This window comes from Stenotrophomonas sp. GD03819 (assembly GCF_029841665.1).
Classification (GTDB): domain Bacteria; phylum Pseudomonadota; class Gammaproteobacteria; order Xanthomonadales; family Xanthomonadaceae; genus Stenotrophomonas; species Stenotrophomonas geniculata.
This window is the reverse complement of the sequence record NZ_JAOCEW010000018.1, coordinates 20,641-40,705: the sequence shown is the minus strand read 5'-3', so window position 1 is coordinate 40,705 and position 20,065 is coordinate 20,641. Positions and strand designations below refer to the sequence as shown.

Here is a 20,065-nt window from a genome sequence, read left to right as displayed (position 1 = left end):
CGCACCGCACATGCGAATCATTATCGTTGATGTTATTCTACGTAACATCTTCGTAACGACTCTGCCCCCGCGCCATGGCTTCGCCCGCGCCCACCGCCACGCTGTGCCAGCTTGCCCGTCAAGGGTGGCCGCTGCTTGTGGTCGTGCTGCTGACGCTGCTGCTGGGCTGGTCGGCATTGCACGAAGGGCGCGGCAACAACCCGGCTGCCCACGGCTGGCAGGCACACGCTGATGATCTGCAGCAGGTCATGCCGATGCCGGCCCCGCCGGCGGACGAGTGCCCGCACCCTGCCGCGCCAGCACCGGAGCCGCCGCTGGATGGCGAGGGCACCACGCCCTGTACCGGACTGGCTCCCCCGCGCGCCGCCCTGGTCGCGCATGTTCCGCTGTGGCGCTCCAACGCCCTGCGCTGGCAGCTGCACGATCCCGCACTGCGGTTGAACCCCGGCCACGCACCGCCCGCACCGCACGCCAGCTGAGGCGCCCTGCGGCTTTTGCCGTGCGCCTGTTTACGTTTCCTGCCAGCCGAGCGTCGGCTCGGCTCTACAGATACCGCCTTCTACATGTCGTCGCGCTGCCTGCGCTTCGGCCCGCGCCCTTTTCTGATCCAAGCCACCGCCACCCAGACCATGACCCACATCACGTCCCGCAAGCACGCCCCGCGCGTTTCCCTGCTCGCTACCGCCACCCTGGCCGCCGGCTTCGCACCGCTGGCCGCACAGGCCGCCGACAGCGCCGATGCCAGCTCCCGCAACGCCACCGACCTGGACAAGGTGCAGGTGCGCGGCAGCTGGTTCAATCCGTCCTCGCCGAAGTTCACCGCCGAGCTGCTGGACACCCCGAAGTCGGTGTCGATCGTGTCGGAAAAGCTGATCGCCGAAACCGGTGCGACCAACCTGCAGGATGCGCTGCGCATGGTCCCGGGTATCACCTTCGGTGCCGGCGAAGGCGGCAACCCGACCGGTGACCGCCCCTTCATCCGTGGCTTCGATTCGCAGAGCAACGTGTTCGTCGACGGCCTGCGCGACGTCGGCTCGCAGACCCGCGAGATCTTCGACCTGGAGCAGGTGGAAGTCGTCAAGGGCCCGAGCTCGGCCTACGGCGGCCGTGACTCCGGTGGTGGCAGCCTGAACCTGGTGAGCAAGACGCCGAAGCTGAAGAACGAGACCAGCGCCAGCATGGGCATCGGCACCGACAGCTACGCACGCGGCACCGTGGACGCCAACTACGTGCTGGGCGATGGCATCGCCGCCCGCCTGAACCTGATGAAGCACGAATCGGACATCGCCGGCCGCGACGCCGCCAACGTCAGCCGTTGGGGCATCGCGCCGTCGATCGCGTTCGGCCTGAACGGCCCGGCGCAGCTGATCGCCAGCCACTACCACATGCAGAGCGATGACCTGCCGGACGCGGGTGGTTTCCCGTACAACAACCCGTTCACCAGCGGCCCGAACGTGGCCAAGAACGGTGATGGCCGCCCGATGGTGCCGGACCGCAACAACTACTACGGCCTGGTCGACCGTGATTTCCAGCGTACCCGCGCCGATATCAGCACCCTGGACGCCAGCTACGATTTCGGCGGCCACAAGCTGCGCAACATCGCGCGCCTGGGCAACACCAGCAACGACTACCTGTGGACCCAGCCGGACGACAGCAAGGGCAACCCGAACAACTACGGCACCCTGTGGCGCCGCACCAACAGCCGCGCCGTCGACGTCAAGAGCTTCGCGGACCAGCTGGGCCTGACCGGCGCCTTCCAGACCGGCGCGCTCAAGCACAGCTACAGCGCCGGTGTGGAATACAGCGACGAGAAGATGACCCGTGGCAGCTACCAGATGACGCCGGGCACCGCCAACCCGCTGGAACCCCTCGCTGCCAACAGTTCGCGATGCACGGCGTCCGGCGCTGCCACCAATTACAACTGCACCGACTTCAACAATCCGAACCCGAACGATCCGTGGGCGGCCGGTCAGATCGTCTACCGCAGCAACAAGGCGCTGGACGTTGAACAGCGCACCAAGACCAAGTCCGCCTATCTGTTCGACACCATCGAGCTCAATGCACAGTGGAGCTTCAACGTTGGCCTGCGTTATGACGACTACAGCACCACGCTGACCACGCCGGTGCTCAACGCGGCGCCGACCCGCCTGCGCAACGACAACGACTTCGTGAACTACCAGGCCGGCGTAGTGTTCAAGCCGGTGGCCAACGGCAGCATCTACCTGTCCTGGGGCACCTCCTCGACCCCGCCGGGCATGGACGGTGGCGATGGCTCCGACGGCCTGACCGGGCTGGTGGCCGACCTCAAGCCGCAGGACACCAGGAACCTCGAACTCGGCACCAAGTGGGACCTGCTCGACAACCGCCTGAACCTGACCGCCGCGATCTTCCACACCGTGATGAACAACGCACGTGTGACCATCGACAACGGCACCAGCCAGAACGCCGGCAAGAAAGAGATCAACGGTTTCGAGCTGGGCTTCAACGGCCAGTTGACCGACGCCTGGAGCCTGTACGGCGGCTACACCTACCTCGATTCCGAGCTGAAGGACAATGGCTTTGTCTGTGGCGCACCGGTGGGCCGCACCTGCCCGTCCAACGTCTACGTGCCGTCGCCGAACAACGGCAACGTGTTCCCGAACACCGCCAAGCACAGCGCCAACCTGTGGACCACCTACCGCTTCCCGATCGGCCTGACCATCGGCGCTGGTGCGTTCTACTCGGACAAGCAGTACGGTGATGTGGCCAACACCAAGTGGATTGCCAGCTACACCCGCTTCGACGCGATGGCCAGCTACGCGATCCAGGACAACATCAGCCTGCAGCTCAACGTGCAGAACCTGACCGACAAGACCTACTTCACCAAGGCCTATGCCTCGCACTACGCGAGCATCGCCCCGGGTCGCTCGGCCACCCTGGCACTGAACGTGAAGTTCTGATGTAACTTCGCTCCACCACGGCGGCAGGCTCTCCTGCCGCCGTTTTTGTTTCCGGCGATACTCACCCCATGGCGACCCTTACCCCCATCGACAGCGACGCCCTGGCCGAACTGCTGCAGCACGACCCGGCAGCCGCGTTCGCACGCGTGCGCGACGCTGCGCAGGCCGGGCAGGTCGAGGCACAACTGCTGCTCGCGCAGATGCACATGGAAGGCAAAGGCACCGCACAGGACGCCTCGGCGGCACTGCTCTGGTACGAAACCGCCGCCAACAACGGCGCGCCGATGGCGATGAACATGCTTGGCCGCTGCCACGAACTGGGCCAGGGCACCGTCGCCGACCCGATGCTGGCAGCCGTCTGGTACCGGCGCGCCGCCGATACCGGCCTGGACTGGGGTCTCTACAACCTGGCCAACCTGCTGGCCACCGGCCGCGGCGTGGCCCAGGACCGCGCGCAGGCGCTGGCGCTGTACACGCGCGCCGCGCACCTGGGCCACGCCAAATCGATGAACCTGCTGGCCCGCCACCTCGAAGACGGACTGGAGATCGAGCGCGATCCGCAGGCGGCGCTGGACTGGTACCAGCGCGCGGCCGAGGCCGGTGATTTCCGCGGCCAGGCCAACTACGCCTCGATCCTGCTGCAGGCCGGCCACGTCGATCAGGCCGTGCGCTGGCTGCGGCTTGCACTGGCCCACGGCAGCCCGGCGTTCATGGCGCACCTCGTGCCGGAACTGGCCGCATCGCCGCATCCACAGGTGCGCGCCCTGGTCGCACCGCCGTCCCTCTGAGGAGTCCCGCATGCTGCTGCACATCCCCGACATTCTCAGCGCCGACCAGGTGGCCGACTTCCGCCGCCGGCTGGATGCCGCCGACTGGACCGATGGCCGCGAGACCGTCGGCCATCTGGGCGCGCAGGCCAAGCACAACCAGCAGCTGCCCGAGGCCTCACCGCTGCGCCGCGAACTGGGCGAGATCATCCTCGTCGCGCTGGCCCGGCATCCGCTGTTCTTCAGCGCCGCGCTGCCACTGAAGTACCTGCCACCGCGCTTCAACCGCTACAGCGGCGGCGGCACCTATGGTTTCCACGTCGACGGCGCGGTGATGAACCTGGCCAACGGCGAACAGCTGCGTTCGGACATCTCCTGCACCCTGTTCCTCTCGGCGCCGGACGAGTACGAGGGCGGCGAACTGATCATCAGCGACACCTACGGCGAGCACGAAGTGAAGCTGCCCGCCGGCGACCTGATCGTCTACCCGTCCAGCAGCCTGCACCAGGTGCGCCCCGTCACCGCCGGCGCGCGCGTGGCCTCGTTCTTCTGGGTGCAGAGCATGGTCCGCGACGATGTGCAGCGCCGCCTGCTGTGGGAAATGGACGGCTCGATCGAGCGCCTGCGGCAGACCGGCGGCGACGCCGAGGCGACCCTGCAGCTGACCGGCGTGTACCACAACCTTTTGCGGCGCTGGAGCGAAGTCTGAGCCCCATCTGGCCAGCCTGCGACATTTTGGCAATCATTCTCATTTGCAACAGCTAACGGCTCTCATTACAATCACGCCCCGTTGATGCCGGCCGCTGCCGGCAGACCCTTGGGGACCCCTGCTTGCTGCGCCCGCTTCGCCCTCGCCCACTCATCCATCGCAAGATGGGCACCGCCATGCGCGGCCAGCGTCCTGCGCTGGCCAGCCTGCTGGCGTGGGTGGCGATGCTGGTACTGCTGATGGGTACTCTGCCGCTGCTTCCACAGGCCCACGCCGGCAACGCCGCGCAGGCAGTGCAGCCGCCGCTGGAAGAGCGCGGCGGCGAAGCGCCCCTGCAGGAAGAAGCCCCGGCCAAGCTGCGTCGCTGTGCTGCCGCTCCGGTGAAATCAGCCGAGAAGGCACACCCGCCGCTGCTGCTGGCCAGCCAGTGGCTGCGTACCGAACGTGAACTCGTACCCGCTACGCCGGCCATGCCCGGTGTGCGCCCGGATTGGCCACTGGCCGCTCCGGACACGCCCTGGGCCGACGCACCCGGGCGCCGCCAGCAACGCGGCCAGGCGCCGCCGCTCGCCTGATCCACGGCCCTGCGTGACCGCCCGCGCGGTCGCGTCAGCGCACCGCTGCCTGCTTCATCCCTGCCGCCCCTGACCGGGCCTCCCCGTGCATGCCGCGCCACTCGCGCCTGGCATTGCACCACCCTGCATCCTTCGAGGTTACTGCCATGGCCCAGCGCCATCGTGTCCGTTCGTCCCTGCCCCGTACCCTGCTGACCAGCGCCGTGCTGGCGGCCATGGCCGCCCCTGCCTTCGCCCACGGTGACGCTTCCGGCGCGCCGCAGACGCTGGACAAAGTGGTGGTCACCGCCTCCGGCTTCGAGCAGAAGGTGGTCGATGCACCGGCCAGCATCAGCGTGGTCAGTCGCGAAGAACTGAGCAAGCGCCCCTACACCAACCTGGTCGACGCGCTGCGCGACGTCGAAGGCATCGATGTCGGCCTGGAGGCCAGCGACAAGAACGGCCGCGCCACCATCTCCATGCGCGGCCTGCCGTCCGAGTACACCCTGGTGCTGATCGACGGCCGCCGCCAGAGCAATGTCGGCCAGCTGTATCCGAACAACTTCGGTGGCGGCCAGTTCGCCTACCTGCCGCCGCTGGACGCGATCGAACGCATCGAAGTGGTGCGCGGCCCGATGTCCACGCTGTATGGCTCGGACGCGATGGGTGGCGTCATCAACATCATCACCCGACGCAACCAGGACAGCTGGCACGGCGCCGTGACCCAGGGCTTCACCGTGCAGCAGGATGACCAGTTCGGTGATGCACGCACCACCGACCTGTACCTCAGCGGCCCGCTGCTGAAGGACCGCCTCAGCCTGGCGGTGCGCGGCAGCTACTACGACGCCAAGGCCTCCAATCCGGAGTGGGATGCACTGACCCTGCCCGACGGCAGCCTGTGGGAGCGCAGCATCGGCTTCGGCGGCGGTGGCAAGTCGGTGGCCAACACCAACTGGAACACTGGCGTACGCCTGGATTTCCGCGTCAACGACGATCACGAACTGTGGCTGGACTACGACGTGTCGCGGCAGAAGTACGACAACAGCGAAGGACAGACCGGCACGCTGGACAGCCTGGCCAGCCTCTGGCGCGTCGGCAACGCGGTCATCCCCAACCCGAACGGCAGCGGCACCGTCACCCGCCGCGTGGTGCAGCCGCGCGTGGGCTACACCGCCTACCAGCGCTACGAGCGCGACCAGCTGTCGTTGACCCACCAGGGCCGTTACAGCTTCGGCACCTGGCAGACCTCGCTGACCTACAGCAAGAGCAGCAACCTCGGCCGCTCGCTGCCGCTGACCCTGGACGAGCGCGCCAACCTGCAGACGCTGTGGAATGACGTCTGCCGCCGCACCGGTGCCGCCAACAACTGTGCGGCCGGCCGCGGCAATGCGCTGACCGCACTCAATCCCAGCGAGATGGCGCGCCTGCAGGCGTTCCTGCCGCGCCCGCTGCGCACCATGGAATTGGAAGGCTACGTGCTCGACACGATGCTCGACCTCGACTTCGGCGCGCACAAGCTGACCGTCGGCGGCCAGTACAACGACACCGACATGATCGATGGCGTGTTCGGCATGGATGGCGCCGGTTATCGCAGCAACACCAAGCAGAAGCACCGCATGTGGGCGCTGTTCGCCGAGGACAACTGGGCGTTGACCGATAGCCTCACCGCCACCTTCGGCCTGCGCTACGACGACCACAACGTGTTCGGCAGCCACGTCAGCCCGCGCGGCTACCTGGTGTGGAACGCCAGCGACGCGTGGACCTTCAAGGGCGGCGTCAGCACCGGCTACAAGACCCCGCGTCCGGACCAGCTGTTCCCGGGCATCACCGGCTTCGGTGGCCAGGGCGTGCTGCCGCTGGTGGGTTCGCCGAACCTGAAGCCTGAAACCAGCACCAACTACGAGTTGGCCGCCTACTACGAGGGCCAGCGCTGGGGCTTCAACGTGACCGGCTTCTTCAACAAATTCGAGGACAAGATCGCCAGCGGCGGCACCTTCCCCAACTGCGAAGTGGCCCGCGCCGGCAGCGGCTACTGCGTGGACATCGGCCCAGGCTGGGCAGCACTGGGCTACAGCACCTTCACCCAGAGCGTGAACATCGACAAGGCCGAGACCCGCGGCGCCGAACTGGCCGCGCATGTCGACCTGCTCGACACCCTGCAGCTGCGCGGCAACTACACCTGGACCAAGAGCGAGCAGACCAGCGGCCCCGACAAGGGACGCCCGATCTCGGGTACCACGCCGGCAAAACACATGGCCAACGCCAGCCTCAACTGGCAGATCAACGAAGCGGTCAGCCTGTCGCTGATCGGCGAAGGCCGCTACGACCGCTATCGCGACACCCTCATCGACAGTGCCGGCACCCGCCACGTGCGCTATTACGAGGACTACACGATCTTCCACCTGGGCGGCAGCTGGAAGGCCACGCCGTGGCTGACGGTCAACGCACGGGTCAACAACCTGTTCGACAAGGACTTCGTCTCGCAGTCGTGCCTGCTGCTCAATCCCAGCGAGTTCAGCTGCGTGGACGACTACGCGACCAAGGACCAGCGCCGCAGCTACTGGATTTCGTTGAACGCGAAGTTCTGATCGCCGCGCACCGCCTTGGTGGGTGCCAACCTTGGTCGGCACCGCTTCATCCACGCATGGCGTGGATCTACCAATCCTGCGGTAGTGCCGGCCGCTGGCCGGCAACCGCTAAAGCCCCCTCCGGGATACAGAACGACACGCAATTGCGAGCTATTCTCATCAATGATGTAATGGGCAGTCCCCGTCCGCCCCGAACCGTGCCGTGAGCCGTCCTGCCTCTTCCACCGTGCAGCAGCAACAGAACCGTGGCTTCTGGCTGCGGACGCTGCACCAGTGGCACTGGATCAGCTCGGCGGTGTGCCTGATCGGCATGCTGCTGTTCGCGGTGACCGGCCTGACCCTCAACCATGCCGCGAAGATCGAGGCCAAGCCCGAGGTGCAGAACCAGCATCTGGAGCTGCCGGCCGAACTGCTGGGCCAACTGGGCACCCGCGAAGACGGCAACGCGCCGATCCCGCGCCCGGCGCGGCAATGGCTGGATACGCAGCTGGGCATCGCCATTGGCGGCCGCCCGGCCGAATGGTCGGCCGAAGAGATCTACCTGTCGCTGCCGCGCCCCGGTGGCGATGCCTGGCTGAGCATCGATCGCCAGACCGGCGCGGTGGAATACGAATCAACCTCGCGCGGCGCGGTGTCCTACCTCAACGACCTGCACAAGGGCCGCAATGCCGGCCCGGCGTGGGGCTGGTTCCTGGACCTGTTCGCCGTGGCCTGCCTGGTGTTCTGCATCACCGGCCTGTTCCTGCTGCACCTGCATGCGCGGCAGCGGCGCATGACCTGGCCGCTGGTCGGCCTCGGCCTGATGATCCCGCTGCTGATCGCCCTGCTGCTGATCCACTGACTTTCCTTCGTTCCTGGAGCCGCCCCATGCGCGTCACCCTGACCATCGCCCTCAGCGGCCTGCTGGCCACTTCGCCGGCCTATGCCACCACGCTCGACATCAACGTCGAAGTGCCCAAGCTCAACGTGGCCGAGTACCACCGCCCGTACGTGGCGGTGTGGCTGGAAGGCGCCGACCAGAAGGTCGCGGCCAACCTGTCGGTCTGGTACCAGCAGACCAGCAACAGCGAAGGCCATGGCACCAAGTGGCTGCCCGACCTGCGCCAGTGGTGGCGCAAGAGCGGCCGCACCCTGCAGGTGCCGGTGGACGGCGTGACCGGCCCGACCCGCCCGGCCGGCAAGCACGCGCTGTCGTTCAACGACAAGCAGCCGGCACTGAAGCAGCTGGCCCCGGGCAACTACACCCTGGTGGTGGAAGCGGTGCGCGAAGTCGGCGGCCGTGAACTGCTGAAGATTCCCTTCACCTGGCCGGCCACCGCCGCACAGAACGGCAAGGCGCAGGGCGCCACCGAACTGGGCCAGGTCACCCTCGCCGTCAAACCCTGAGAGGGGACGGAGGGGATCAAGTCGTAGCCCCCTCTTCCTTGCCGCATCACCCGCATCCACTGGAGTCCTCCGCATGAAGCGCACGCTCGTCCTCGCCGCCGCCCTGGCCGCTGCCCTTCCCTTCTCCGCCCTGGCCCACAAGGCCTGGCTGCTGCCCTCGCAGACCGTGATCGCCGGCAACGCGCCGTGGATCACCGTCGACGGTGCGGTCTCCAACGACCTGTTCTATTTCAACCACGTGCCGCTGCGCCTGGAATCGCTGGTGATCACCGCGCCGGACGGCAGCACCGTGCAGCCGCAGAACGCCTCCACCGGCAAGTACCGCAGCGTGTTCGACATCGAACTGAAGCAGCCGGGCACCTACCGCATCGCGTCGGTCAATGACGGCCTGTTCGCCACCTACGAGCAGAACGGCGAGCGCAAGCGCTGGCGCGGCAGCGTCGCCACCTTCGGCGAACTGCCCAAGGACGCAAAGAAGCTGGAAGTGAGCCAGTCGGTCGGCCGCGTGGAGACCTTCGTCACCAACGGTGCGCCGAACGACACCGCGCTCAAGCCCACCAACCGTGGCATCGAGCTGGTCGCCGTCGGCCACCCGAACGACCTGTTCGCCGGCGAGGAAGCCACCTTCCGCGTGCTGGTCGACGGCAAGCCGACCGCCGGCCTGGAGTTCGAGATCGTGCGTGGCGCCACCCGCTACCGCAACGCGCAGGACGAACTGAAGGTCACCAGCGATGCCAAGGGCGAGATCAAGGTGAGCTGGCCGGAAGCTGGCATGTACTGGCTGGAAACCGGCACCGAGGACAACAAGACCTCGGTGAAGCAGGCCGCCAAGCGCCGCCTGAGCTACGTGGCCACGCTGGAAGTGCTGCCGCAGTAATGACGTGGACCGCGATGCCGGGCAGCCCCGGTATCGCATCTGCAGCACACCACCATGACCGATCCCCAGCTCGACATCGCCCGCCTCGGTGGCATCACCATGGGCACCACCTGGAGCGTGTCGCTGGTCGCGCCGCGCCAGCGCGACCTGCACCCGCTGCATGTCGGCATCCAGGCGCGGCTGGACGAGGTGGTCGCGCAGATGAGCACCTGGGAGCCCGGCTCGGACCTGAGCCGCTACAACCGCGCCAACGCTGGCCAATGGTGCGCGCTGCCGGCTGAGACCCGCCAGGTGCTGGCCTGCGCACAGGCCATCGCCGCCGCCAGCGATGGTGCATTCGATCCCACCGTCGGCCCGTTGGTGGCACTGTGGGGTTTCGGTGCACATGCCGGCGAACGCCGCCAACCCGATGCCGCCACCGTGCGGGCCACGCGCGAGCGCTGCGGTTGGCAGCGCCTGCAATGGCGCAGCGATGCGCTGCTGCAACCGGGCGGACTGGAACTGGATCTGTCGGCGATCGCCAAGGGGTTCGGCGTCGATCACGTGGCCGCCTGGCTGCGCGATCAGGGCATCGCTGCTGCACTGATCGAGGTCGGTGGCGAACTGGCCGGCTACGGCCGAAAACCGGACGGCCAGCCGTGGCGCGTGCTGGTGGAGTCCGCACCGGAAGAAGACGCGCACACCGAAACACCACCGCGGGTGCTGGCACTGGAGGACAAGGCGGTGGCCACCTCCGGTGATCGCTGGCACCAGTACCAGGCCGATGGCGAGGCTTACAGTCACAGCCTGGACCCGCGCTCTGGCAGACCGGTGCGGCAGGTCGCCGCAGCGGTCACCGTGGTGGCGGACGACGCCATGCACGCCGATGCCTGGGCCACCGCACTGACCGTGCTCGGCCACGAACAGGGCATGGCGCTGGCCGAACGCGAAGGCCTGGCTGCACGCTACCTGCAGCGTGCAGCAGACGGCCCCCGGGAATTTCTCAGCAGCGCCTTCCAGCGCCTGCTCGACGAGCAGGACGCATGAGCGCACGTCCATCGCGCGCGTGGCTCGGCAACGCACTGGCCCTGCTCCTGCTGGCGCTGATCGCCTGGGCGTTGCTGCGACTGCATCTCGGCGAAGCCTGGTGGCAGGGCGCGCCGCCGGCACGGCGAACGCAGATTGCGATCATCGCCACCGCGCTGTATGCGCTGGCCTGCGCCGCACTGTGGTGGCGTGGGCGACCGCGCGACGATGCTGCCTGTGGCGACGTCGCACCGATCCTGATGGTCTGGTCCAGCCAGACCGGTTTTGCCCGCGAACTGGCCGAACGCAGTGCCAAGGCATTGCGCGGTGCCGGCGTGCCGGTGCGTGTGCGCGGCCTGCATGAGGTCGACGCCACGCTACTGGCCGACAGCCAGCGTGCATTGTTCATCGCCAGCACCACTGGCGAAGGCGACCCACCCGATCATGCGCTGCCGTTCCTGCGCGGCGTGATGACCTCACCGCCTGCGCTGCAGCACCTGCAGTACGGCGTGCTCGCACTGGGCGACCGCAGTTACGGCCACTTCTGCGGATTCGGCCACCAGCTCGATCAGTGGCTGCGCCAGCACGGTGCGCATCCGCTGTTCGATGCGATCGACGTCGACAACGCCGATCCGGCCGCGCTGCGCCATTGGCAGCAGTTGCTGGGCCAGCTCGGCGGCGGCGCCAGCGAACTGCCCGACTGGAGCCCGGCCGAGTACCAGCCGTGGACGCTGCTGCAACGTGAGCATCTGAACCCGGGCAGCCCCGGCGGCCCCGTGTATTGGCTGCGCCTGCAGCCCCCGGCCGATGCAGATGCGCAGTGGCAGGCCGGTGACATCGCCGAGATCGGCCCGCAGCACGCACCGCACACCGTGCGTGCCTGGCTGGACGCACAACGCTTCGATGCGGATACCGTGCTGGATGACGGGCAGACGTTGCTGGCACGCGTCGCGCGCTCGCACCTGCCCTCATTGGTTCCCCCGGGTGATCTGCCCGCATTGCTGGCGACCCTGCAACCGCTGCCCCATCGCGAGTACTCGATTGCCTCGGTGATGGCCGACGGTGCGGTCGAGCTGCTGCTGCGCCGACAGCTGCGCGCGGACGGCACGCCTGGCATCGGCAGCGGCTGGCTGTGCGACCACGCGGCCATCGGCGAACCGGTGCAGCTGCGCCTGCGCCGCAACGACAATTTCCATGGCGTGCCCGCCGATGTACCGCTGCTGCTGATCGGCAACGGCACCGGCATCGCCGGCCTGCGCGCGCATCTGCACGAACGTATCCGCAGTGGCGCACGACGGACCTGGCTGCTGTTCGGTGAGCGCACCGCCGCGCACGACTTCCACTTCGGTGAAGAACTGCAGGCCATGCTGGCCGACGGCTCACTGGCGCGGTTGGATGCCGTGTTCAGCCGCGACGGCGGCGCGCATCGCTATGTGCAGGACCGGCTGCTGGCCGAAGCGGCAACGCTGCGGCAGTGGGTGGATGAAGGCGCCACGATCCTGGTCTGCGGCAGCCTGCAGGGCATGGCCCCGGCGGTGGATGCGGTGATCGAGCAGGTGCTGGGTGTTGCGGGCAAGGAAGCGCTGTTGCTGGCCGGTCGCTACCGGCGCGATGTGTATTGAGGTTGCCGCATCCACGCATGGCGTGGATCTACTGCGCGGCGTGTCCAGGCATGGCAACTACACCCCAGTAGATCCACGCCATGCGTGGATTGAGCCACCGGCGCCCAGGAATCATCCCGCTGCTGCACTGACCCGTATCGCCAACAACTCGCCACCGCCCTGCAACGCGTGCCGCTGACGTTCGCCGGCCGCCAACCACGCGGTATCGCCGGCCCGTAGCGCGGGCAGGCCGCTGTCGGCACCGAACTCTGCCTGACCGGACAGCAGATGCAGCGCCCAGGCCACGCCCGGTTCGCAGAAGAAGAACATCGCGCCCACCAGCGGCCGGTGCAGCAGTTCGGCCTGCAGCAGCTCGCGCTTCCACATCAGGTTGAAGTCGTGGGTGGTGCCATCGACCAGTTCACCGTGCAGGGTTTCCTCGCCGGCAAAGCGCACCCGTCCATGCGGCGGCAGGACTTCGGCAACGCGGCCACCGTCGAAGCGCAGGCGCACGCCATTGCCCTGCAGCAGTACCAGTTCGCGCTCCACGCCGGGGAAGGCGGAGAACGCGGCGTCCTGTTCGATCTCGGCCACCGACAGGCGCAGCGCCCAGTCATCCCCCTGCGCAGGCAGGCGCAGGATCTCGCGGGTCCAGCCAAGTCCATTCCGCCAGCGTTCGCGGCGGTAGTCCAGGCGGGAGATCACCTGGCTCGGAGTGTGCAGCAGGGAGTCGATGTTCATCCGCGCATTGCATCATGCCGCGCGCCGTCGTGCATCACCGCGTGGCGAGCGTGCCCTGGCCACCGCACCCGCCGGCCAGCAGCTGCGAGTGCTTCAGCCAATCCTGGTCGGGGTAGTAAGCAAACACCATCGTGCCACCACGCAACGCATCGATCAGCGGCTTGGCCACCGACAGCCGCACCGCCGGGCAACCCAGGCTGCGTCCCAGCCGCCCCTGCAGCTGCGCGGTAGCCGGGTTCACGTACGGCGCACCATGGATGACGATCGCTCGGTCACGCGCGCGGTCATTGAAGCCCGGTTCCAGGCCGGCCAGGCGCAGCGAATATCCATTGCCGCCCATGTAGGTCTCCTGCGCGGTGAACGCGCCGAGACTGGACATGAAACTGCCGTCGCGGTTGGAGAAGTGCTCGGTGCGGTTCTCGCCGCTGTTGCGGCCATGCGCCACCCATTCCTCGAACAACAGGCGCTGATGGGCCAGGTCGAACACCCACAGCCGCGGCTCGGTGGACGGGCGCGAGTAATCGATCACGCTGAGGCGATCACCCTTGATGCCCAGTTCCGGCCGCTGCAACGCACAGCGCATGGCGTGCGCCGCCAGCTGCAGCACGTGGCGGTCGGCCTTGGGCGCACTGCGCGACAGCAGGGCAGCCAGATCATCGGCAGAGGTGGCGAGGGCGGGCGTCTGTGCCAGCGCCGGGGCGCTGGCCGAGGTCGCCAGCAGGCCGAACGCGGCCAGCCGGCACAGGCGGGATGCAGTCATGGGCACAACGAGGGGACTCAGTTGCCCTTGAGGGTGGACCCTGGCGGCTCGGATTCCAAGACCGGCTGCATTCCGGATTCAGCCGGGCTTGGGCGGACCGCCGGCAGCGAGGTGACCAGCAGGGTCGTGCCCGGCACCAGCACCTGGTACAGCTGGCGAGCGAAATCGGTCGGCAGCGCCATCGGCAGCGAGGGCGTGGCCAGCAGGTCCGGCGTGGCCTGGGCACGGTCCTGGCCCAGCAACGGATAGGCCGTCCACTGGTGCAGCCGCTGGTTCACGTCCAGCGGGCTGGGGGTGTCGCTGTAACCCTGCCCCATCACGAACAGCGTGGTGCCCTGGAAGGCCGGCAAGGCGTCGGCCTTCAGCGGCGACTCGCCAATCATCACGCCGTCGCGCAGCACGTACAGGCGCTGGTCGTGCAGGCTGACCAGGATGCCGACCTGCCCGGCCGGCGCCGCGGCGTCGTCCCACCAGGCCTGTGCCGGGGCTCCGCCCTCGGTCTCCGGCAGGGCCTGGCCGCGCGCGTTCACCGGCGCCAGCACCGACGGATAGGCCAGGGTCATCGGCGAGCTCTTGGCATCGGCCACGACCACGGTATCGCCGCGCTGGGTTTCACTGAACAGCTTCTGCGCGAAGGCCTGCGGCAGGCGCACGCAGCCGTGCGAGGCCGGATGCCCGGGCAGGCTGCCGCCATGCAGGGCGATGCCGTCCCAGGTCAGCCGCTGCATGTACGGCATCGGCGCGCTGTTGTAGAGGTTGGACTTGTGGTCCTTGTCCTTCTGCAGGATGGTGAACACACCGGTCGGCGTCTCGTGCCCGGCCTTGCCCGAGCTGATCGTGGTCAGGCCGATGGCGATACCGTTGCGGTAGACATAGGCGCGCTGCTCATCAAGGCTGACCACCAGCACGATCGGGCCGGTCGGCGAGATTTCCGGATGCCACAGGTATTCGCCCGGCTTGAGGTCGGTCGGTCCGCGTACCTCGGCGGTGGCCACAGCGGCAGCTGCAGGCTTGGCGGCCGGCGTCGGCGCAGCGGCATGGGCCAGCAGCGGCAGGGCCAGTGCAAGGGCGAGCATCAGGGTCGTGGGGCGGTGCGGAAGCATCCAGCGGGGGTCCTTTCCATGCAGAGCGGCCACCGTACACCATCGGCCCGTGGTGGCCGCGGCAAAACCAGGCGCCGGAAATGAAACTGCCCGGCGACACAGCCATGTGTCGTACCGGGCAATCGTTACGTCCTTGTCGGCCTGCTGCCGCCCCCTCGCATCCTGCGCTGTGGGGGTAGCGTTGCATCCTGCACGCGGCCGCGTCTGTCCTGTTTGTATCTCAGCCCCTTCCACAGGTCTGTGATGCCACCATCCTGGTGAGTGGTGCCGCGTCCTGCGGCGGTCGGTGGTCACGGCCTTCCTGTCCGTGACCGGTGAACCAGCCTCCTGCCGGTTCCGACGATTCCTGCTGTCAGCGCCTCGGTACGGTTCGCACCGGTACCGATCCGGGTACCGGATCCGCCGGCAACAACCTGTTGCGTACGGTGATCCGCTGTCGATTCCGTTCGACGATTGCTTTCCCTATCCCCTTCACCTGCGCCAGGTCCTCGACGCGATGAAACGGGCCGTGTCTGCGCCGGTGCTCGACGATCGCCTCGGCCTTGGCGGCTCCGACCATCGTCAATCCCTGCTGCAGCGCCTGGGCATCGGCGCGGTTGATGTCGATCGGTTCGGCGGCATGCGCCCCTGCGATCCACACGACCAGCACCAGTGCCCTCAACACGACACTCCAAGGCACGACGTGTATCTCCTTGTGGTTCTGACCGTCCCGACCGGCAATCCCGTCGGTAGGAACAGTGTCCGTCACCACATGCACACAGCCTATCGGTTTCCTGGATTTCTAAAAGCCAGCCAAATACCCGACGTGATGTAGGAAAAACCCTACCCACGGCACAGGCGTAGAATGTCGCGATCACAGCCCATGCAATCGGAGTTTCAGATGGACAGCGCCAAGCTCGGCCAATTCGTCAATGACAAGTGGGACAGCGAGATCGTCCCGCAGTTGGTCGACTACATCCGCATTCCCAACAAGTCGCCGATGTTCGACGCCAATTGGGTGCAGAACGGCTACATGGAACAGGCGGTCACGCTGATGGAGAACTGGGCCAAGGCCCAGCAGCTGCCCGGCCTGAAGGTTGAAGTGGTGCGCCTGGAAGGCCGTACCCCGCTGATCTTCCTGGAAATTCCGGCTACCGGCGCCGAAACCGGCGACGACACCATCCTGCTCTACGGCCACCTGGACAAGCAGCCGGAAATGACCGGCTGGGACGACGACCTCGGCCCGTGGACCCCGGTCCTGCGCGGCGACAAGCTGTATGGCCGCGGCGGCGCCGACGACGGTTACGCCATCTTCGGCTCGCTGGCCGCCGTACTGGCGCTGCAGGCCCAGGGCCTGCCGCACGCCCGCTGCGTGGTGCTGATCGAAGCCTGTGAAGAATCGGGCAGCTACGACCTGCCAGCCTACGTAGACCACCTGGCCGACCGCATCGGCAAGCCGTCGCTGGTGGTCTGCCTGGATTCGGGCTGCGCCAACTACGACCAGCTGTGGTGCACCACCTCGCTGCGCGGCCTGACCGGCGGCAACTTCACCGTGAAGGTGCTCAACGAAGGCGTGCATTCCGGCGATGCCTCCGGCGTGGTGCCGTCCAGCTTCCGCCTGCTGCGCCAGCTGCTGTCGCGCATCGAGGACCAGGACACCGGCCGCATCCTGATCGACGGCATGAACGTTGAAATTCCGGCCGAGCGCCAGGAACAGGCCAAGCGCGCCGCCGAAGTGGTCGATACCGAAATCTTCGAGAAGTTCCCGATGGTCGACGGCCTGCGTCCGATGAACGAGGACCTGACCGAGCTGGTGCTCAACCGCACCTGGCGCCCGGCGCTGTCGGTCACCGGCGTCGGTGGCATGCCGGCATTGGAATCGGCCGGCAACGTGCTGCGCCCGCAGACCTCGGTGAAGCTGTCGCTGCGCCTGCCGCCGACCGCCGATGGCAAGACCTGCGGTGAGCTGCTGAAGGAAGCGCTGCTGCGCGATCCGCCGAACGGCGCGCAGGTCACCCTGGATCTGGAAAAGGCCTCCACCGGCTGGAACGCCCCGGCCATGGCGCCGTGGCTGACCCAGGCCATCGACGACGCCAGCCAGGCCTTCTTCGGCAAGCCGGCGATGTACATGGGCGAAGGCGGCTCGATCCCGTTCATGGGCATGCTGGGTGAGAAGTTCCCGGGCGCCCAGTTCATGATCACCGGCGTGCTTGGCCCGCACTCCAACGCGCACGGCCCGAACGAGTTCCTGCACATCCCGATGGGCAAGAAGGTCACCGCCTGCGTGTCCAAGGTGATCAGCGAGCACTACGCGGCCAGCCTGCGCGGCGAGACCAGCGGTTCGCCGGTGGCTGCCGACAGTGGCACCCGCCACGGCGACCACGGCTGCTGCTGATTACGTCACACCGTGACGGACGCAGTCTGGCCTTGCTAGGCTGCGTCCACCCTTGCTGGAAATCGCGCGCATGAATGGTCTGTTCGGCAGCAGCAGCTGGCTCTACATCATCCTGGTCGGCTTCTTCGTCGGCCTGCTCGGGCGTTTCTTCATGCCCGGCAACAACCGCATGGGCTGCCTGCTGACCATCGTGCTGGGCATCCTCGGTGCGCTGCTGGCCGGCTGGTTTGGCCAGTACATGGGCTGGTACGCCCCCGGTGAGCCGGCCGGTTTCCTCGGTGCGGTGGTGGGCGCGGTGGCCGTGCTGGCCGTCCTGCGCCTGTTCAGCGGCCGCCGCTGAGCCCGCATCCCCTTCCCTTCCTGTTCCCGACGTTGGCGCGCCCGGCGCGCCCGGATATGCCTGCATGACCGAACCCGCCTCCGATCCCCAGCGCAGCGCGCAGCGCCTGCGGTGGGCCCGTACCCAGCTCGATGATGCCAGCGCGGTGGTCGAACGCGCCTCGGTTGATGCCGGCATGCGCAGCTACTGGCGCACCACCAGCACCGGTGGCAGCCACATCGTGATGGATGCCCCGCCGGGGCTGGAAGATCCGCGGCCGTGGCTGCGCATGCGCGGCCTGCTGCACGACAACGGCCTGCGTGTGCCCGCGCTGCTGGCACAGGATCTGGAGGCCGGCTTCCTGCTGCTGGAAGATCTCGGCGGCCCGACCCTGGCGAAGATCCTCGACGAGCGCAACGCCGATGAATGGTTCGGCCGTTCGATCGAACAGCTGCTGCGCCTGCAGGCGATTCCGGTGCCGGCCGACTTCGGCCAGTTCGGCGAAGCGCTGCTGCAGCGTGATGCCGGCCTGTTCGACGAATGGTTCCTGCAGCGCCACCTGAACCTGGAGCTGGACTGCGGCGAGATCGAAGGCCTGCAGCTGGTGCATCGCCGCCTGATGGACAACGCGCTGGGCCAGGCCCAGCTGATGACCCATCGCGACTACATGCCGCGCAACCTGATGCCGGTCGACGACGGCCCCGCCGTGCTGGATTTCCAGGACCTGGTGCGCGGCCCGATCGCCTACGACGCGGTGAGCCTGTTCAAGGACGCCTTCCTGAGCTGGCCGCTGCAGCGCGTGGACGAGTGGCTGGCGCAGTACCACGAGCGCGCGCACGACGCCGGCCTGCCGGTGCCCGACCGCGCCACCTTCCTGCGCGATGCCGACTGGATGGGCATCCAGCGCCACGTGAAGATCCTCGGCCTGTTCTGCCGCCTGCGCTACCGCGACAACAAGGGCCATTACCTGGACGACGCACCGCGCTTCATCAACTACCTGGATGAAGTGCTGCCGCGTTACCGCGAACTGGCACCGCTGCAGCAGCTGCTGGACGACCGCATCAAACCGGCGCTTGCCGAACTGGCCGCACCGATGCGCGTGGCCCGATGAAGGCGCTGGTCTTTGCCGCCGGCCTCGGCGAGCGCATGCGCCCGCTGACCCTGCACACGCCCAAGCCGCTGCTGGAAGTAGCCGGCAAGCCACTGATCGTCTGGCACCTGGAGCGCCTGGCGGCGCTCGGTGTGCGCGAGGTAGTGGTCAACACCGCGTGGCTGGCCGAGCAGTTCCCAGCGACGCTGGGTGATGGCAGCCAATGGGGCCTGCGCCTGCATTTCCTTTACGAAGGGCAGACCCCGCTGGAAACCGGCGGCGGCATCCTCAACGGGCTGCCGGTGCTGGGCGACGCCCCGTTCCTGGTGGTGAACGGCGACATCTGGACTGATTTCGATTTCGCCACGCTGCCGCGCGAACCACAGGGCCAGGCGCACCTGGTGCTGGTCGACAATCCCGCGCAGCACCCGGACGGCGACTACCGGCTGGACGCGCAGGGCCTGCTGCACCACGACCGCCAAGGGCCGTGCCTGACCTACGCGGGCATCGGCGTGTATCGCCCCTCCATCGTGGCCGACTGGCGCACGGTGATCGGCGATGCGCCGGGTAGCGAGCGTGTTCCGCCGAAGTTCTCGGTGGTGCCGCTGCAGAAGCATTTCATGGCGCAGGGGTTGATGACGGGGCAGCACCATCGCGGGCGTTGGACCGATGTGGGTACCGTGGATCGCCTGCGCGCGCTGGATGTTGAGTTGGCGGCGAACGGCTGAGCCCCTCGTGGCTGGACGTTTTGAGAGCAGAAGCCTTGCTTGGCCGGGCGGGGTGGGCTGCGCAGGGGACGCTGCAAGTACGTCCATGTAAGCTCGGTCGCCGCATCCATGCGGCTCACGCCCCTGCGCAGCCCACCCCGACCGGCCTCTGACAGTTTCCGTGCGCGTCCAGCCACGGAAAAGAAAAAGAAAATCAAAAGCGGATCGCTTCGCTGCGCTCGCTCTGGTGACGGCCAACGGTCGTCACCCACCAACAGCAGTCAGCAGTGCAGTACGCAGTCCCGGCAGATCGCGGGAACCTGTCGAAGGCGGGGCGCTGTGGGTTTGCGGGGTGTGAGCCGCATGGGCCCGAGGCATGCCTCGGGCGGGTTGGGCAGGACGCCCAACCCCGGTCTTGCCGTGTGCGCAGGATTGCGCACACGAGCAAGCGGCGACCAAGCCCCCATGGATGGGTTCACGGCGTCCCCGCAAACCCACAGCGCCCCGCCATCCCACGGATAGCCCGCTTTTGACGTTGACGTTGA

At 67.6% G+C, this 20,065-nt stretch carries 19 protein-coding genes; 15 read left to right on the top strand and 4 right to left on the bottom strand.

Annotated elements, in window-relative coordinates; all coding sequences use genetic code 11:
- Positions 1-74: 74 nt before the first annotated feature.
- From N5D45_RS12345 to N5D45_RS12295, 11 genes are all read left to right on the top strand, one after another.
- Positions 75-479, top strand: coding sequence for a hypothetical protein (locus N5D45_RS12345; RefSeq protein WP_057502962.1), 405 nt, complete (start codon positions 75-77; stop codon positions 477-479).
- A gap of 150 nt (positions 480-629) precedes the next feature.
- Positions 630-2,939 (top strand): TonB-dependent receptor, encoded by a 2,310-nt coding sequence (locus N5D45_RS12340; RefSeq protein WP_057502975.1) that lies wholly within the window; start codon positions 630-632, stop codon positions 2,937-2,939.
- A gap of 68 nt (positions 2,940-3,007) precedes the next feature.
- Positions 3,008-3,727 carry a tetratricopeptide repeat protein gene (locus tag N5D45_RS12335; RefSeq protein ID WP_057502961.1) on the top strand — a complete coding sequence of 240 codons (720 nt, stop codon included), beginning with the start codon at positions 3,008-3,010 and terminating at the stop codon, positions 3,725-3,727.
- 10 nt (positions 3,728-3,737) lie between these two features.
- Positions 3,738-4,415: a Fe2+-dependent dioxygenase gene (locus tag N5D45_RS12330; RefSeq protein ID WP_057502960.1), complete on the top strand. Its 678-nt coding sequence runs from the start codon at positions 3,738-3,740 to the stop codon at positions 4,413-4,415.
- Between the two features lie 164 nt (positions 4,416-4,579).
- The gene (locus tag N5D45_RS12325) at positions 4,580-4,990 is read left to right on the top strand and encodes a hypothetical protein (protein WP_057502959.1); all 411 of its coding nucleotides are present in this window, start codon (positions 4,580-4,582) and stop codon (positions 4,988-4,990) included.
- A gap of 146 nt (positions 4,991-5,136) precedes the next feature.
- Positions 5,137-7,557, top strand: a complete 2,421-nt coding sequence (locus N5D45_RS12320) for a TonB-dependent receptor (protein WP_057502958.1) — start codon at positions 5,137-5,139, stop codon at positions 7,555-7,557.
- A gap of 202 nt (positions 7,558-7,759) precedes the next feature.
- Positions 7,760-8,398: a PepSY-associated TM helix domain-containing protein gene (locus N5D45_RS12315; RefSeq protein ID WP_010483588.1), complete on the top strand. Its 639-nt coding sequence runs from the start codon at positions 7,760-7,762 to the stop codon at positions 8,396-8,398.
- Between the two features lie 26 nt (positions 8,399-8,424).
- Entirely contained in the window at positions 8,425-8,943 is a 519-nt protein-coding gene (locus N5D45_RS12310; RefSeq protein WP_004147429.1) for a DUF2271 domain-containing protein, read from the top strand.
- A 73-nt stretch (positions 8,944-9,016) separates the two neighbouring features.
- Entirely contained in the window at positions 9,017-9,820 is an 804-nt protein-coding gene (locus tag N5D45_RS12305) for a DUF4198 domain-containing protein (RefSeq protein ID WP_279939030.1), read from the top strand.
- Positions 9,821-9,874: 54 nt separating this feature from the next.
- The gene (locus tag N5D45_RS12300) at positions 9,875-10,846 is read left to right on the top strand and encodes an FAD:protein FMN transferase (protein ID WP_057502956.1); all 972 of its coding nucleotides are present in this window, start codon (positions 9,875-9,877) and stop codon (positions 10,844-10,846) included.
- A complete protein-coding gene (locus N5D45_RS12295) occupies positions 10,843-12,447 on the top strand; it encodes a sulfite reductase subunit alpha (RefSeq protein ID WP_057502955.1) in 1,605 nt (534 codons plus the stop codon). Before N5D45_RS12300 ends, N5D45_RS12295 begins: the two co-directional genes overlap by 4 nt.
- A 111-nt stretch (positions 12,448-12,558) precedes the next feature.
- Here N5D45_RS12295 and N5D45_RS12290 read toward each other — a convergent pair whose 3' ends face one another.
- The 4 genes from N5D45_RS12290 to N5D45_RS12275 all read right to left on the bottom strand — a co-directional run bounded on the left by N5D45_RS12290 (position 12,559) and on the right by N5D45_RS12275 (position 15,709).
- Positions 12,559-13,167: a HutD family protein gene (locus N5D45_RS12290; RefSeq protein WP_049413417.1), complete on the bottom strand. Its 609-nt coding sequence runs from the start codon at positions 13,165-13,167 to the stop codon at positions 12,559-12,561.
- 34 nt (positions 13,168-13,201) lie between these two features.
- Positions 13,202-13,927, bottom strand: coding sequence for a murein L,D-transpeptidase catalytic domain family protein (locus tag N5D45_RS12285; RefSeq protein WP_057502954.1), 726 nt, complete (start codon positions 13,925-13,927; stop codon positions 13,202-13,204).
- 17 nt (positions 13,928-13,944) lie between these two features.
- Positions 13,945-15,030: a L,D-transpeptidase gene (locus N5D45_RS12280; RefSeq protein ID WP_057502953.1), complete on the bottom strand. Its 1,086-nt coding sequence runs from the start codon at positions 15,028-15,030 to the stop codon at positions 13,945-13,947.
- 352 nt (positions 15,031-15,382) lie between these two features.
- Positions 15,383-15,709, bottom strand: coding sequence for a helix-hairpin-helix domain-containing protein (locus N5D45_RS12275; protein ID WP_064968329.1), 327 nt, complete (start codon positions 15,707-15,709; stop codon positions 15,383-15,385).
- Positions 15,710-15,910: 201 nt separating this feature from the next.
- On the opposite strand from N5D45_RS12275, the gene N5D45_RS12270 reads away from it, so the two are divergent.
- From N5D45_RS12270 to murU, 4 genes are all read left to right on the top strand, one after another.
- A complete protein-coding gene (locus N5D45_RS12270) occupies positions 15,911-17,404 on the top strand; it encodes a M20 family metallopeptidase (RefSeq protein ID WP_010483606.1) in 1,494 nt (497 codons plus the stop codon).
- A 70-nt stretch (positions 17,405-17,474) separates the two neighbouring features.
- Positions 17,475-17,744, top strand: a complete 270-nt coding sequence (locus N5D45_RS12265; protein ID WP_010483608.1) for a GlsB/YeaQ/YmgE family stress response membrane protein — start codon at positions 17,475-17,477, stop codon at positions 17,742-17,744.
- A 64-nt stretch (positions 17,745-17,808) separates the two neighbouring features.
- A complete protein-coding gene (locus N5D45_RS12260; protein ID WP_057502951.1) occupies positions 17,809-18,834 on the top strand; it encodes a phosphotransferase in 1,026 nt (341 codons plus the stop codon).
- Positions 18,831-19,541 carry an N-acetylmuramate alpha-1-phosphate uridylyltransferase MurU gene (gene murU, locus N5D45_RS12255; RefSeq protein WP_057502950.1) on the top strand — a complete coding sequence of 237 codons (711 nt, stop codon included), beginning with the start codon at positions 18,831-18,833 and terminating at the stop codon, positions 19,539-19,541. The genes N5D45_RS12260 and murU overlap by 4 nt, the downstream gene beginning before the upstream one ends.
- Positions 19,542-20,065: the final 524 nt, after the last annotated feature.

Bases quoted from the DNA above. Each gene is read 5' to 3' on its own strand.
- N5D45_RS12330 (WP_057502960.1), top strand. From the start codon at position 3,738: ATGCTGCTGCACATCCCCGACATTCTCAGCGCCGACCAGGTGGCCGAC.
- N5D45_RS12300 (WP_057502956.1), top strand. From the start codon at position 9,875: ATGACCGATCCCCAGCTCGACATCGCCCGCCTCGGTGGCATCACCATG.
- murU (WP_057502950.1), top strand. From the start codon at position 18,831: ATGAAGGCGCTGGTCTTTGCCGCCGGCCTCGGCGAGCGCATGCGCCCG.
- N5D45_RS12295 (WP_057502955.1), top strand. From the start codon at position 10,843: ATGAGCGCACGTCCATCGCGCGCGTGGCTCGGCAACGCACTGGCCCTG.
- N5D45_RS12325 (WP_057502959.1), top strand. From the start codon at position 4,580: ATGGGCACCGCCATGCGCGGCCAGCGTCCTGCGCTGGCCAGCCTGCTG.
- N5D45_RS12345 (WP_057502962.1), top strand. From the start codon at position 75: ATGGCTTCGCCCGCGCCCACCGCCACGCTGTGCCAGCTTGCCCGTCAA.
- N5D45_RS12320 (WP_057502958.1), top strand. From the start codon at position 5,137: ATGGCCCAGCGCCATCGTGTCCGTTCGTCCCTGCCCCGTACCCTGCTG.
- N5D45_RS12265 (WP_010483608.1), top strand. From the start codon at position 17,475: ATGAATGGTCTGTTCGGCAGCAGCAGCTGGCTCTACATCATCCTGGTC.
- N5D45_RS12285 (WP_057502954.1), bottom strand. From the start codon at position 13,927: ATGACTGCATCCCGCCTGTGCCGGCTGGCCGCGTTCGGCCTGCTGGCG.
- N5D45_RS12335 (WP_057502961.1), top strand. From the start codon at position 3,008: ATGGCGACCCTTACCCCCATCGACAGCGACGCCCTGGCCGAACTGCTG.
- N5D45_RS12340 (WP_057502975.1), top strand. From the start codon at position 630: ATGACCCACATCACGTCCCGCAAGCACGCCCCGCGCGTTTCCCTGCTC.
- N5D45_RS12270 (WP_010483606.1), top strand. From the start codon at position 15,911: ATGGACAGCGCCAAGCTCGGCCAATTCGTCAATGACAAGTGGGACAGC.
- N5D45_RS12280 (WP_057502953.1), bottom strand. From the start codon at position 15,030: ATGCTTCCGCACCGCCCCACGACCCTGATGCTCGCCCTTGCACTGGCC.
- N5D45_RS12305 (WP_279939030.1), top strand. From the start codon at position 9,017: ATGAAGCGCACGCTCGTCCTCGCCGCCGCCCTGGCCGCTGCCCTTCCC.
- N5D45_RS12260 (WP_057502951.1), top strand. From the start codon at position 17,809: ATGACCGAACCCGCCTCCGATCCCCAGCGCAGCGCGCAGCGCCTGCGG.
- N5D45_RS12290 (WP_049413417.1), bottom strand. From the start codon at position 13,167: ATGAACATCGACTCCCTGCTGCACACTCCGAGCCAGGTGATCTCCCGC.
- N5D45_RS12310 (WP_004147429.1), top strand. From the start codon at position 8,425: ATGCGCGTCACCCTGACCATCGCCCTCAGCGGCCTGCTGGCCACTTCG.